We start from the raw sequence: 12896 nt of genomic DNA, 5'->3' as shown, positions 1-12896 counted from the left end.
AAGAGCAATGCGTCAAGCGGCAGAATCGAACGAATTCCGACGGGACCTGGTCAGCGTGCTGCCCAAGTTGCGCCGTTTCGCGATGACGCTGACGCGCAATGCGGCCGATGCCGATGATCTGGTGCAGGAGGTTTGCGAGCGTGCAATCACCCGTTACCACCTGTGGAACGGCGAAGGGCGGCTTGAGAGCTGGATATATGCAATGACACGCAACCTCTGGATCGACGAGATCAGAAAGCGCCGGGTGCGCACCGGCGGTGGAACGGTCGATGCTTCCGAGCAGGATGAACTCTCGATCGAGGCATCCGGCGAAAAGGCTGTCTATCTCAACCAGCTGCAGAAGATGATCCTCTCGATGCCGGAGGGGCTGGCAAGTGTTTTCCTTTTGGTGAATGTCGAAGGGCATAGCTACCGGGAAGCAGCCGACATCCTGAAGATACCGATCGGAACGGTGATGAGCAGGCTTTCGACCGCGCGCCTGCGCCTGGCCGCAATGATTACAGAGACGACGGAAAGGAGGGCCTGAATGTTGCAAAGCACGAAGGGGCTCCCGCTCGACGTTCGGCTGTCGGCCTATCTCGACGGCGAAGTCAGCGAGGCGGAACGTAAGGAACTGGAACAGCTGGTGGCGCGCGATGACGAGGCCAGGCGGGTCTTTGACATACTTCAGGCGGGAAATACCTTCGGAAACGAGGCGTTCGAGGAATTCCTTCACGATCCGGTGCCGCTGTCGCTGGTTCGCCGGATCAAGCAGGGGCCGGGCGTCAATCCAAAGACCGAGCGGGTCGTGACCGCGACGCCGCGCCAGGCAAAGCAGCGCCTGTGGCCGCGCGCGCTCGCCGCCTCCGTGGCCCTGCTACTTGTCGGCGGCTCGACCGGTTTCATCATCGGCAAGACTGGCAATGACGATGACCAGCCATTGAAAATGGCCGCTGCCCGCACATGGCTCGACGATATCGCTGACTATCACCGCATCTATGCGCGCCAGACAGCGGAACATTTGGTCGAGGTACCAGCCTCCGCAGGCGGCAAGATCGAGGGCTGGCTGGCTTCGAACGTCGGCGTGAACTTTGCGCTGCCGGACTTGAGCGACAAGGGCCTGACCTTCGAAGGCGCCCGCCTGCTGGTCGCAACCGGCAAGCCGGTGGCACAACTGATGTACAAGGACCAGGACGGCGACGTCTTTGCGATTTGTTTTCTGAAGAGCACGCCCGGCAGCACCGATGGCAAGATGACCGAAAGCATGCGCGACGACATCGCAATGATTTCGTGGCAGAAGGCCGGCGCATCCTACGTCGTGGTCGGCCCCTCATCCGATGCAAGCCTGCATGAACTGGCGACAGCAGTCTCGACCGCGATCTGAATCTTGCCTTGCCATGTGCAAAGGGCCGCATCCTCGCAGGAAGCGGCCCTTTCTGTTTGAATCAACTCTTTCAAGACGCCGCGTAAACGGCTGAATTATTTGGCCTTCAGTTCCAGCACCCGGTTCGCTGCCGAAACAATGGCCTCAAGAGAGGCTGCGACGATATTGGTGTTGATGCCAACACCAAACAGCTTTCCACCAGGATACTCGACCTCGACATAGGCGATGGCGGCCGCATTCGAGCCGTGCTGCAGTGAATGCTCGGAATAATCAGCGACCGACATGTCTACGCCCAGATAGATCGACAGCGCATTGATGAAGCCGTCGATGGGACCGGTTCCCTTGCCTTCGATCCGTTTGGTTTCGCCATTGTCGGTGATTTCGGCGGCAACGACGCGCACGCCCTTGTGCTCGCCGACCGGATAGGTGTGGTGGTCGACGAAGCGGATGCGCGCATCCGGCTGATCGACGTAACGCTCGATGAAACGCCCGTGGATCGCCTTTGACGGCAACTCCTTGCCGAACTCGTCGGTGATGCGCTGGATATCCTCGCGGAACTCGACCTGCAGGTTGCGCGGCAGGTTGATGCCGTAATCGGCTTGCAGGATATAGGCAATGCCGCCCTTGCCCGACTGCGAGTTGATACGGATGATCGCCTCATAGGACCGGCCGACATCCTGCGGGTCGATCGGCAGATAGGGCACTTCCCACAATGGCTTGTTGGCAACCTTGATCGCCTTCATGCCCTTGTTGATGGCGTCCTGATGCGAGCCGGAGAAGGCCGTATAGACCAGTTCGCCGACATACGGATGACGCTCGGGAATGACCATCTGGTTGGAATATTCGTAGACTTCCTTGATCCGCTCGATGTCGGAGCAATCCAGTTCCGGATCGATCCCTTGCGTGAACATGTTGAGCGCCAATGTCACCACATCGACATTGCCGGTCCGCTCGCCATTGCCAAACAGCGTGCCCTCGACACGGTCGGCGCCGGCCATCAGCGCCAGCTCGGTGGCAGCGATGCCCGTGCCGCGGTCATTGTGCGGGTGCAGGGAAATGATCAGGTTTTCGCGATTGTCGAGGTTGCGGCACATCCACTCGATCTGGTCTGCATAGACGTTGGGCGTCGCCATCTCGACGGTCGAGGGCAAGTTGAGGATCAGCTTGTTGTCCGCCGTCGGCTGGATGATCTCGGCAACCGAGTTGCAGATTTCCAGCGCCACTTCCAGCTCTGTGCCGGTAAAGCTCTCCGGTGAATATTCGAACCGGAAACCGCCACCGGCCTTGGCGGCCATGTCGGCAATCATCTTGGCGGCGTCGGTTGCGATCTGCTTGATGCCCTTGACGTCCTTGGCAAACACCACGCGGCGCTGCAACTCGCTGGTCGAATTATAGAAATGCACGATCGGCTTGGTGGCGCCCTGCAGCGATTCGAACGTGCGGGTGATCAGCTCGGGACGGCACTGAACCAGCACCTGCAAGGAGACGTCGGCAGGAACATTGCCTTCCTCGACGCACCAGCGGGCAAAGTCGAAATCGGTCTGCGAGGCCGACGGGAAGCCGATCTCGATTTCCTTGAAGCCCATGTCGAGCAGCAGCTGGAACATCCGGGCCTTGCGGTCGTGACCCATCGGGTCGACCAGCGACTGGTTGCCGTCGCGCAAATCCACCGAACACCAGATCGGCGCCTTGGTGATGGTGTTGCCCGGCCAGGTGCGGTCGGGAATGTTGATCTGCGGATAGGGCTGATACTTGACCGCGGCTTCAGGCATGCCTTGCTTGACGGTGTGGGACTTCATGATGATTGCGGCTTCTCTTCATCTGTGAGGCGCATAGCCCGCATGCAATAACCGATCGACGGTCGCATTGCGACGGCAAAATGCTGGCTCTCGGGTTCTTTTCGTATCTGGAATTCAGGGGAGGCAAGGAGCTGGGGCCGGTGGGCTTTCGGCCACCGGGCGCTCCTTCAAAGAACCCGGCAACCGCGTGTAAGGCCGAGAAGAAGAAGCGATGTAAAGGCGCGCGAACGCTCCGCGATGGCAACGTGCCCGCGGGAAACCTGTTCGACGATGATGGCGCCTGTCTTCAACATGAGGCTTGTATAGCTGCAGATAAATTTCAGGGCAAGAGAGGTGTTTGGAAAAAGGCGCGCGCAGGAGCTCGATCCGATTGAGAATATGGCAGATGCAGTTACAATATCCACATGGGCGAAATTCCGATCAGCATCGCTAAGGACAAATTTTCCGAGCTTGCTCGCCGTGCCGAAGCCGGAGAGAGGATCACGATTACTCGCTTTGGCAAGCCGGTCATGGACCTCGTTCCATTGAAACGAAGCGTCGGCTCCAACCATCCCGAAGAGCCGTTGACACCATCGTCGACACCAAAGCGCTAAGCGCAATCTGGCAATAAAAAGCCCCACTGGGCGACCAGCGGGGCTTGAATGCTTCGGATATCGATCAGCCTTAGATATCGGCAGCCGATGTGACGATGCGCGATACCAGGCCGTAGGACTTGGCTTCCTCGGCGGAGAGCCAGTAGTCGCGGTCCGTGTCCTTGGCGATCTTTTCGACCGGCTGGCCGGTGGCTTCGGCAAAGATCCGGTTCAGACGCTCGTTCATCTTGATGATTTCACGTGCCTGGATCTCGATGTCGGACGCCATGCCGCGCGTGCCACCGGAGGGTTGATGCAACAGGAAACGGGTGTTCGGCAGGCAAATGCGCCGTTCCTTCGGAGCCGACACGTAGATCAGCGCACCGGCGGAGGCCACCCAGCCCGTTCCGATCATCCAGACCTTCGGCTTGATGAACTTGATCATGTCATGGATCGAATCGCCGGATTCGACGTGTCCACCCGGCGAGCTGACGAAGATGCGGATATCATCATCGCTGGCTGCGGAAAGCGCAACGAGCTGCGAGCAAACCTTTTGAGCCAGCTCCTGATTGATCGGGCCATAGATGAAAATCGAGCGAGACTTGAAAAGGTTCGCCTCAGTCTCTTTGCCCAAAGTCAATTCCTTGACCTTGTCGTCGTCTTCTTCGTTCATCATGCGAACTCTCCCGCGAAATAAATTCAAATGTCCTGCCGCTGTCAGATAAGGCGACTCGACTGCGAAAACAATGCAACAAAAGCGGATACCGATGAAAGCTCAATCCTCAACACCCTGCGGCTATGGTAAAGACGCCACCTAAGCCAATTGCCGTATGGACAGCGAAATATCGCCAAATAAGATGCTCAGGTCATGAATTCGCATCCGGCGGGGCTGCCTCCCACGTTCCCCGCCCATCAATGGGGACAACAATGAAAAGACGCCTTCTTCTCGCTGCATCGGCCTTCGCAATTTCGACCTCACCTGCCTTTGCCCATCTCGATCCAACCGAACACGGATCGTTGATGGCTGGCTTTACCCATCCGCTGTCAGGCCTCGACCACATTCTCGTGATGCTCGCCGTCGGCCTCTGGGCAGCGCAGATCGGCGGCCGCGCGCTGTGGGTGGTGCCCTCTGCTTTCGTCGGTACCATGGCCTTCGGTTTTGCGCTGGCGATGGCCGGTGTCCACCTGCCCTTCGTCGAGCCCGCCATTCTCGCCTCCGTCGTCGCCCTTGGCCTTTTGGTTGCCATGGCCGTTCGCATGGAAACCGTTGCCTGCGCCGCCTTCGTCGGCGTTTTTGCGCTCTTCCACGGGTATGCCCATGGCGGCGAGCTCGGATCCGCCGGCGCCCTGCCTTTCAGCGCCGGTTTCGTGATTGCCACCGCGCTCCTGCATATTGCCGGAATGGGCCTTGGACTCGGCATCGGCCGGCTGTCCTCCGGCCGGCTCATCTCGCGCATTCTCGGCGGCCTCACCGCATTTGCCGGACTGGCGCTGATCGTCAACTGATCCTCATCTTCAACGAAAAACGGCGGGCAAAAAGCCCGCCGTTTTTTTTCGTTTCAGCCGCGTCCGCGATAGGGCTGCACGCCCTGATCCGGCAGCCAAAGCCCTTCCGGCGGCGCGCCCGTCTGCCAAAAGACATCGATCGGGATGCCGCCGCGCGGATACCAGTAGGCGCCGATCCGCAGCCATTTCGGCGCCAGAAGATCGACCAGCCGCTTGGCAATATCCAGCGTGCAATCCTCATGGAACGCACCATGATTGCGGAACGAATGCAGATAGAGTTTCAGCGATTTCGATTCGACCAGCCAGCCATCCGGAACATAGTCGATGACGATATGGGCGAAATCCGGCTGCCCTGTCATCGGGCAAAGCGAAGTGAATTCCGGTGCCGTGAAGCGGACGACGAAATCCGTGCCGGCATGGCTGGTCGGAACGCGCTCGAGTACGGCCTCTTCAGGATTTTGAGGTGCCGCTACATTCTGTCCGAGTTGCGATAGACCGGAAACGTCGGTTGTTGTCATGATCTCAATCCTTCGATGACTTTGACACGAATGCCGTGGGCCTTTTCGCCTTCCGGCTCGACGTGAATGGCAATCTTGGCACCGGCATGAACCTCGCGGATGGCGTCTTCAAGGCGGTCGCAGATGTCATGCGCCTCGCCCACCGGCATGGCAGCCGGAACGACCATGTGGAAATCGACGAAAATCGCCGCGCCCGCCTCGCGGGTCTTCAGGTCATGCACGCCGAGCGAGCCCATCGCATTGGCGGCAATCGCCGTCTTGATCGCTTCCTCCTCGTCGGCCGGAACGGCTTTATCCATCAAACCGTCCACCGAGCGGGCGATGACCTTCCAGCCCTGATAGAGAATGTTGCAGGCAACCAGCACGGCAAGCAGCGGATCGAGCACGGCATAACCGGTGAGAATGGCAAGCACCAACCCGATGAGGACGCCGATCGAGGTGATGACATCGGAGAAGATGTGATGTCCGTCGGCGGTCAATGCCGGGGAGCGCAAGGCAGCACCGGCGCGGATCAGGGTATAGGCCCAGATCGCATTGATGATACCGGCCAAAAGGTTGATCGCCAGACCAAGCACCGGCGTTTCCGGCAGCTTTGGCGCCAGGATCGCCGGGATCGCTTCGGCGACGATCAACAGGGCCGCGACGACAATCAGCACCCCCTCGACGACGGCGGAAAAATACTCGGCCTTATAATGGCCGAACGGATGTCCGGCATCTGCCGGCTTGGCGGCATAACCGATGACGACGAAGGCGACGATGGCGGCAACGACGTTGACGATCGATTCCAGACCGTCCGACAGCAACGCCACCGAGCCAGTCACCCACCAGGCGAGCATCTTCAGGCCCAGCACGGCGATTGCCAGAGGGATGCCCCAGAACGCCAGGCGTTGTGCCTTGTTTCCCTGAATTTCAGTCGCCATCGCTTATTCCTTCGTCCCACAAAAAGAACCGCCGCGCCATTTCGGGCGCGGCGGTTTTCAACCTGCGTCCATGCTGGCTCAGGCAGCCTTGATCTTTGCCCGTTTGGCCAGGTGCGCCACCACGTTCTCGATCATCCGCATGCCGGCATCGCCGCCCAGCGTCATGATCGATTCCGGGTGGAACTGCACCGCTGCGATCGGTTCCTTGGTATGTTCGATGCCCATGATCGTGCCGTCGTCGCTCTCGGCGGTGATCATGAAATCACGCGGCAAGGTCGAGGGATCGGCAAAGATCGAGTGATAGCGGCCAACGGTGACTTCCTTGCCGAGACCGGAAAAGACGATGCCGGGCTCCAGCACGCGGATACGCGATGGCTTGCCGTGCATCGGCACTGCCAGCTGGCGCAGATCGCCGCCATAGGCTTCGGCCAATGCCTGCAGCCCGAGGCAGACGCCGAAGATCGGCAGATCATGGGCGCGCGCCTTCTTGATCGTCGCCTTGCAATCAAAGTCCTTCGGCCTACCCGGGCCGGGCGACAGCACGACGAGATCGGGTTTCACCCGATCGAAAACCTCGTCGGAGACCGGCGAGCGTACTGTCGTGACCGTCGCGCCCGTCTGGCGGAAATAGTTGGCCAGCGTATGAACGAAACTGTCCTCGTGATCGACAAGCAGGATCTTGACGCCGGTACCGACAGGGGCGACATCGCGGCCGGTGCCACGGCTGTTGGCTGACTTTGCGTCGCGGATCGCTGCGATCATGGCGGATGCCTTCAGTTCGGTTTCGGCTTCTTCTTCTTCCGGATTGCTGTCGTTGAGCAGCGTGGCGCCGGCCCGCACCTCGGCTATGCCGTCCTTGATGCGGATGGTGCGCAGCGTCAGGCCCGTGTTCATGTCGCCGTTGAAGCCGACCATGCCGATGGCGCCACCATACCAGAGCCGGGCGCTCTTTTCATGGCTCTCGATGAAGCGCATCGCCCACAGCTTTGGTGCACCGGTGACGGTGACGGCCCAGGCATGCGACAGGAAGCCGTCAAAAGCGTCCATATCGTCGCGCAGGCGGCCCTCGATATGATCGACAGTATGGATCAGGCGCGAATACATCTCGATCTGGCGGCGGCCGATGACCTTGACGGAGCCCGGCACACATACGCGGCTCTTGTCGTTGCGATCGACGTCCGAACACATCGTCAGTTCAGATTCGTCCTTCTTGGAATTCAACAGCTTGAGGATCTGTTCGCTATCGGCGATCGGATCCTCGCCGCGCTTGATCGTGCCGGAGATCGGGCAAGTCTCGATGCGGCGGCCGGAGACGCGCACGAACATTTCCGGCGAGGCGCCGACCAGATATTCCTGATTGCCGAGATTGATGAAGAAGGAATAGGGCGACGGGTTGATCGCCTTCAGCCGGTTTGAAATCTCCGATGGCTTGCTTTCGCAGCGCTCATAGAATTTTTGGCCCGGAACCACCTCGAACAGATCGCCGCGGCGAAAACTTTCCTTGGCCTTGGTGACCAGCTCGGCATACTCGCCGGGACGATGGTCGCCATGCGGCGGGATGCTATCGACGGTCTGAAAGGGTTCGGGAGCGATATCGCCGGCTTTGCCGTCAGTCGTCTTGCCGTCCTTGGAGAAGTCATAGCGGTCGATCCAGGCCTTGGCGGCGTAGTGATCGACGACGAGAATTTCGTCCGGCAGGAACAGCACCATGTCGCGCTGGTCGTCGGGACGCTTCAGCTTCAATTCGATCGCATCGAACTGGAAGGCAAGATCGTAGCCGAAGGCGCCGTAGAGACCGAGATTGGCATCTTCCTGCGAATAGAACAGGTTGGTGACGGCGCGCAGGACGGTGAACACCGTCGGCATTTTCGAGCGTTCTTCCTCGGTGAATACCCGGTCCGGCATGTTGATGGTCAGATCGAGACGGCGCGCCGTCGCAGTGCCGAGCGTGATATCGGCAACACCGGCCAGATGCGCCGTGACCATCTCCAACAGCGCTTCGCCGCGCTCGTTATAGGCTTCGATCCACAGCGCACGGCCGAAGGACGAAATGGCGAGTGGCGGATCGATGATTGCCGTATCCCAGCGCGTGTAGCGGCCCGGATATTCGTAGTTGGAGGAGAACACCGCGCCCCGGCGTTCGTCGAGCCTATCGACATAGCTGGAGATCGCTTCGCCATAAGGGGCCTCGCGCCGCCGGCGGGTGACGGAAATGCCGCCCTTGGTGGTATAGGCTTCCGCACCGTCTGCAAGAATTGTCGTCGCCATCTGTCGCTCCGTTCGGGCCCGTCATTCCTGCGGCCCGAATACAAAAAAGCCGCCTCGAAACTTCCGGGCGGCTTATCGTCTCAATCACGCATGACTGGTCAAGGCCGCTTTAGCGAGCCCACCACCAGATTGCAATGTTGCGTGCCTGTGTCATGGCGGAATTGTTAGCGTGAGAGAGAGGATTGTGCAAGCGGGCGCCGGCGGAAAAATGGAGCCGCGATTTCCGCCACGCCCTTTTGCATATTATGCCGGTAGCCGGGTGGACATATGCGCCTGTACGCCCTTCGGGTCGGCCGCGAAGGCTGTGGCGACGGTGCGGGTCAGTTCGCCCGGGAAAACCTCCTCGACGCCGGCCTCGACCGCATCGAGCGTTTCGCTGACGACATCCAGCGGCTGCAGGCGCGGTTCCGGCAGGCTGCGGCCCATGTCGGTCTCGACCTGCACCGGCATGGTGACGACGACCTGCGTACCCTGACCAAGCAGTTCCGCCCGGATCGAGCGGCTGGCGGCAAGACCTGCGGCCTTCGACGCCGAATAGGTGCCGGCCGATGGCAACGTTACCAGCGACAGGAAGGACAGGACATTGACGATGCTGCTCTGAGAAGCCTTGGCGAGGATCGGCGCGAACGCCTTCGACAGCGACAGCACGCCGAAATAGTTCACCTCCATTTCCTGCCGGGCGATTGAAAGATCCGGTGCCGAGATAACCCCCTGCCCGCCGGCGAAACCGGCATTGTTGATCAGCAGCGTGACATCGGTTGCCACCTTGGCGGCATCGGTGACATCGGCCGCATTGGTCACATCCAGCTTGAGCGGCACGAGGCGAGCGGGATCGAGAGCGACGAGATCGGCAAGCGCGGCCGGATCGCGAGCGCCGAGATAGATTTTCTTGGCGCCGCGGCGCAGCAGTTCGGCCACGAATTCGCGGCCGATGCCACGATTGGCACCGGTGACGAGAGCAACGGCATTTTCGATTTTCTGGGACATCGTTTTCTTCCTTCTACAAGTGCATATGCACAATATTGTTCGTTAAAAAGCCGGATACAGATCCGCCTTTTACTCGTCAGGCGGCCTTGCCGGACGGGATGGTCAGCAGCATCTGGCGTAGCTCGTCGGCGCGCTCGGCTCCGACAAGCTCCACATATTCTGCCTGCGCCGCGTGCCAGCATTCGACGGCTTCCAAAAGCTTCCGTTGTCCGTTGGCGGAAAGCGTCAGCAACAGCTTGCGCGATCCTTTGCCTTCCGGTTCGCTGGCCACATAACCGTCGCGCTCCAGCGGCTTCAGCGCCCGCACCAATGTCGTGCGATCCATCACCATCGCTTCGGCGATATCAGCCATGCCAGCCTTTCCCGCTTCGGCAATATAGACCAGCAACGAAAACTGCGCCGCCGTGATCCCTGCCCGCGCATAATGCCGCTCGTAAAGCTGCGACACGAAGCGCGCAGCCTGGCGAATGGCAAAGCAGTTGCAGGTGGTGATGGAGGATTGCGGCTTCATCGTTCCAAGATATATGTGCATATGCACTTTGTCAATCGGACCGGCCACGGAAAAGGGAGCGGCCTTGATGGGCCGCTCCCGGAAAGTACGGTTTGGGTTGAACCTAAAGTTAGAAACGCTGCGTCAGCGAGACCTTGAAGGTCCGGCCCGGCTCGGAATAGAAATCGCGCGGCTGCGAGGCTGCGGATGCCAGATTGACATCGCGGACACCCAGTGCGTTGAAGTACTTCTTGTCGAAGATGTTGTAGACACCAGCCTGAACACGAAGGCCAGAAACTTCCTCCGGCGTCCACCATCCTGTGAAATCGACGACACCATAGCCCGGCGCGTCGAAGGTCGAGGCAACTCGGTCATCCGGCATCGCGGAAGAGGCCGTCATCGAAAGATCGACCCCGAACGTATCCTGGCTGTAGCCAGCACCGATGATCGCCTTGAAAGGTGCGACCGAACGCAGACGCTTGTCGGTGTCCCCGTTCTTGCCATAGGCATAGGCCAGCGAACCGTGAATATTGAAGCCATTGTCGAAGGTCTTAACCGCACTGGCCTCGATACCGGAGATCCTGACACTGCGGACGTTGGTGTAGCTGAACTCCATGATCCCTGTCGCGGGATTGGTGGTCGTGACGGTATCGATGAAGTTGTCATAGGTGTTGTGGAATGCAGCAACGCGCCCTGTCAGACCACCGGTGTCGAAGTTTGTACCAATCTCGATCCCGTTGCCGGTTTCCGGCTTCAGGTTGGGGTTTCCAAGCTGGGCATAGCGGCCACCGGGGTTGTAGAAGCGGGCGTAGAGCTCGTCGACGGTCGGAGCACGGTAGGCCATCGACCATTGGACGAACAGCTCGACTTCAGGTGTCACATCATATGTGGCGAGCAGCTTCGGTGAGATACGCGCTCCATCACGATCCTTCGGCGCACCGAATAAAACAGCGCCAGAGTTGTTTTGGAAGCCACCACCAGCCGACGAATCATAGTCGAACCAGTCGAAGCGCAGCCCAGGTGTAAGCGCGAAGGCGCTCTCGCCCATCGAAATACGATCCTCGATGGTAGCACCGACAGTTGTGCTGGTCACATTCGGGATTTCAGACTGATTGTTCAAAGACGGGCAAGTCGTCGTGCACAGGGCCCAGGTATACTGGTTCCATTTGGAACGGGCCGCATCCAGACCAACGGTCACGGAATGATCGAAACCGCCATATTCGAACTCTTTGGTAGCACTGCCGCTAAAGCCAAAGGTCTTGTTGCTGATCGAATTGTCGCGGCCGTAGGCGACATTCGCCGTCGTGCGGCCATTCGAGCCGGACGACCGCTCCAGCTCCTGCCAGTAAAGCGTAGCACGCGCAACGCGGAAGGCTTCGTCGGATGACAATGCCTCGTAATCATAATCGAGCGAAACGCGCTTGCGCGAACGGTCTTCAAAACTGTTGTAGTTACCGATGGCATACACACGGGGAGCCCCCTGCTCCGTCCTCTGATCGAAATCAGCATCACGCCGGAAATTTTCTGCCGTCAGGCCGATGCGGTGGCCGCCTTCGAGTTGCTGACGTACCTTGAAAAGCAAGTTGCTCTGATCGAAATCGGCCGGATTTGGTTCGGTACGGGTATTGCCGTAGCTATCGACAGTTCCCCGGTTGTCACGCTCATGGCCCTTGCGATAACCACCCTGGAACAGAACGGAAGTGTTGCCGAACTTCTTCGCTCCGGCAATAGAACCGGAAAGGCTTTCGTCTTCGCTGTCGTAGACAGACTTGACGATCCCACCCCAATCGCGGTCTTCGCCGATAAGGTCTTCAGGCTCCAGTGTCCGCAGCACAATGGCGCCACCCAGCATGCCCGAACCACCCCGGCTCGAATCCGCGCCACGGACCACGTCGAGCGCTGACAGAGATGAGAAATCAAATGTATCGCCGCCGCCGTTAGCGTTGATGGTCGCGAAGGCGCCCTGGCGTGCGCTGTTGGAGAGATAAGGAATTGGGATGCCGTCAATCACCGTCACAATGCGCGGACCGGAAAGACCGCGCAGGTTGATACCGGCATCGGCGCGCGAGGCATTGATGCCCGGATCGACGCTGCGGCCGAGATCATCCAGGTCCGTAACCTGCTTCTCCTCAATGGTCTTTTCATCGATTTCGGTCGCCAAAGGCGTGTCTGCGATACTGCCCACCGGCGCGGTCGTCGTGCTACGGGGACCCTTGACCACGATCTTTTTCAGCGTGGTCGTCCCCGCGTCCGTCTCGGCAGCCGTCGTGGCAACTGCGTCTTGCGCGAAGGAAATATGTGCCGGAAGAAGAGCGGAAGAAAACGCCACGCATGCCAAAAGAGCCGCGCAGTGATGCCGGGTAATCATGGATCAATCCTTTGATAATGTCACCGGGCTGGCTAATGAGGCATTCTGCTCAACGGGCTGGCTGGGTACTGGCTTTGAAGCATTTGGGAGCAGCCGCGAAGACTG

At 59.5% G+C, this 12896-nt stretch carries 12 protein-coding genes; 4 read left to right on the top strand and 8 right to left on the bottom strand.

All coding sequences use genetic code 11. From position 1 onward, the window contains the following. Nucleotides 1–7 precede the first annotated feature (7 nt). Together ACP7BS_RS00315 and ACP7BS_RS00310 are read left to right on the top strand one after the other, a co-directional pair. Nucleotides 8–526 (top strand): RNA polymerase sigma factor, encoded by a 519-nt coding sequence (locus ACP7BS_RS00315; RefSeq protein ID WP_426235198.1) that lies wholly within the window; start codon nucleotides 8–10, stop codon nucleotides 524–526. After that, complete coding sequence (locus tag ACP7BS_RS00310; protein ID WP_426235196.1) at nucleotides 527–1363, top strand: anti-sigma factor family protein; 837 nt, start codon at nucleotides 527–529, stop codon at nucleotides 1361–1363. It abuts the gene before it with no gap. A 95-nt stretch (nucleotides 1364–1458) separates the two neighbouring features. Here the strand turns inward: ACP7BS_RS00310 and leuA are convergent, their stop codons facing one another. Then, nucleotides 1459–3168, bottom strand: coding sequence for a 2-isopropylmalate synthase (leuA, locus tag ACP7BS_RS00305; protein ID WP_426236423.1), 1710 nt, complete (start codon nucleotides 3166–3168; stop codon nucleotides 1459–1461). Nucleotides 3169–3566: 398 nt separating this feature from the next. Between leuA and ACP7BS_RS00300 the strand changes: the two genes are divergently transcribed. Then, the gene (locus ACP7BS_RS00300; RefSeq protein ID WP_426235194.1) at nucleotides 3567–3755 is read left to right on the top strand and encodes a type II toxin-antitoxin system Phd/YefM family antitoxin; all 189 of its coding nucleotides are present in this window, start codon (nucleotides 3567–3569) and stop codon (nucleotides 3753–3755) included. Between the two features lie 70 nt (nucleotides 3756–3825). Here ACP7BS_RS00300 and ACP7BS_RS00295 read toward each other — a convergent pair whose 3' ends face one another. Then, nucleotides 3826–4407 (bottom strand): ATP-dependent Clp protease proteolytic subunit, encoded by a 582-nt coding sequence (locus ACP7BS_RS00295; protein WP_426236421.1) that lies wholly within the window; start codon nucleotides 4405–4407, stop codon nucleotides 3826–3828. Nucleotides 4408–4661: 254 nt separating this feature from the next. Here ACP7BS_RS00295 and ACP7BS_RS00290 point away from each other — a divergent pair, with 254 nt between their 5' ends. Further along, nucleotides 4662–5240 (top strand): HupE/UreJ family protein, encoded by a 579-nt coding sequence (locus tag ACP7BS_RS00290; protein WP_426235192.1) that lies wholly within the window; start codon nucleotides 4662–4664, stop codon nucleotides 5238–5240. Between the two features lie 53 nt (nucleotides 5241–5293). On the opposite strand, the gene queF is transcribed toward ACP7BS_RS00290, so the two are convergent. From queF to ACP7BS_RS00260, 6 genes are all read right to left on the bottom strand, one after another. Further along, entirely contained in the window at nucleotides 5294–5758 is a 465-nt protein-coding gene (gene queF / locus ACP7BS_RS00285; RefSeq protein ID WP_426122317.1) for a preQ(1) synthase, read from the bottom strand. Continuing rightward, a complete protein-coding gene (locus ACP7BS_RS00280; protein ID WP_426235190.1) occupies nucleotides 5755–6678 on the bottom strand; it encodes a cation diffusion facilitator family transporter in 924 nt (307 codons plus the stop codon). Before ACP7BS_RS00280 ends, queF begins: the two co-directional genes overlap by 4 nt. Before the next feature lie 78 nt (nucleotides 6679–6756). Further along, nucleotides 6757–8946 carry an anthranilate synthase gene (locus ACP7BS_RS00275; protein ID WP_426235188.1) on the bottom strand — a complete coding sequence of 730 codons (2190 nt, stop codon included), beginning with the start codon at nucleotides 8944–8946 and terminating at the stop codon, nucleotides 6757–6759. A gap of 243 nt (nucleotides 8947–9189) precedes the next feature. Beyond that, complete coding sequence (locus tag ACP7BS_RS00270) at nucleotides 9190–9933, bottom strand: SDR family NAD(P)-dependent oxidoreductase (protein WP_426235186.1); 744 nt, start codon at nucleotides 9931–9933, stop codon at nucleotides 9190–9192. Between the two features lie 76 nt (nucleotides 9934–10009). After that, nucleotides 10010–10465, bottom strand: a complete 456-nt coding sequence (locus ACP7BS_RS00265; protein ID WP_426235184.1) for a MarR family winged helix-turn-helix transcriptional regulator — start codon at nucleotides 10463–10465, stop codon at nucleotides 10010–10012. Between the two features lie 88 nt (nucleotides 10466–10553). Next, the gene (locus ACP7BS_RS00260) at nucleotides 10554–12791 is read right to left on the bottom strand and encodes a TonB-dependent hemoglobin/transferrin/lactoferrin family receptor (protein WP_426235182.1); all 2238 of its coding nucleotides are present in this window, start codon (nucleotides 12789–12791) and stop codon (nucleotides 10554–10556) included. Between the last annotated feature and the right edge of the window lie 105 nt (nucleotides 12792–12896).

The sequence above is a fragment of the Pararhizobium sp. DWP1-1-3 genome (genome assembly GCF_049896125.1).
GTDB lineage: Bacteria > Pseudomonadota > Alphaproteobacteria > Rhizobiales > Rhizobiaceae > Pararhizobium.
The sequence above is the reverse complement of the archived record's forward strand: the minus strand, read 5'-3'. Positions and strand labels throughout refer to the sequence as shown.

What these genes read in the sequence shown, in the direction of transcription:
- ACP7BS_RS00290 (WP_426235192.1), top strand. Translation starts at nt 4,662, where the DNA reads ATGAAAAGACGCCTTCTTCTCGCTGCATCGGCCTTCGCAATTTCGACC.
- ACP7BS_RS00310 (WP_426235196.1), top strand. Translation starts at nt 527, where the DNA reads ATGTTGCAAAGCACGAAGGGGCTCCCGCTCGACGTTCGGCTGTCGGCC.
- ACP7BS_RS00315 (WP_426235198.1), top strand. Translation starts at nt 8, where the DNA reads ATGCGTCAAGCGGCAGAATCGAACGAATTCCGACGGGACCTGGTCAGC.
- ACP7BS_RS00260 (WP_426235182.1), bottom strand. Translation starts at nt 12,791, where the DNA reads ATGATTACCCGGCATCACTGCGCGGCTCTTTTGGCATGCGTGGCGTTT.
- ACP7BS_RS00265 (WP_426235184.1), bottom strand. Translation starts at nt 10,465, where the DNA reads ATGCACATATATCTTGGAACGATGAAGCCGCAATCCTCCATCACCACC.
- ACP7BS_RS00270 (WP_426235186.1), bottom strand. Translation starts at nt 9,933, where the DNA reads ATGTCCCAGAAAATCGAAAATGCCGTTGCTCTCGTCACCGGTGCCAAT.
- ACP7BS_RS00295 (WP_426236421.1), bottom strand. Translation starts at nt 4,407, where the DNA reads ATGAACGAAGAAGACGACGACAAGGTCAAGGAATTGACTTTGGGCAAA.
- ACP7BS_RS00275 (WP_426235188.1), bottom strand. Translation starts at nt 8,946, where the DNA reads ATGGCGACGACAATTCTTGCAGACGGTGCGGAAGCCTATACCACCAAG.
- ACP7BS_RS00300 (WP_426235194.1), top strand. Translation starts at nt 3,567, where the DNA reads ATGGGCGAAATTCCGATCAGCATCGCTAAGGACAAATTTTCCGAGCTT.
- ACP7BS_RS00280 (WP_426235190.1), bottom strand. Translation starts at nt 6,678, where the DNA reads ATGGCGACTGAAATTCAGGGAAACAAGGCACAACGCCTGGCGTTCTGG.
- queF (WP_426122317.1), bottom strand. Translation starts at nt 5,758, where the DNA reads ATGACAACAACCGACGTTTCCGGTCTATCGCAACTCGGACAGAATGTA.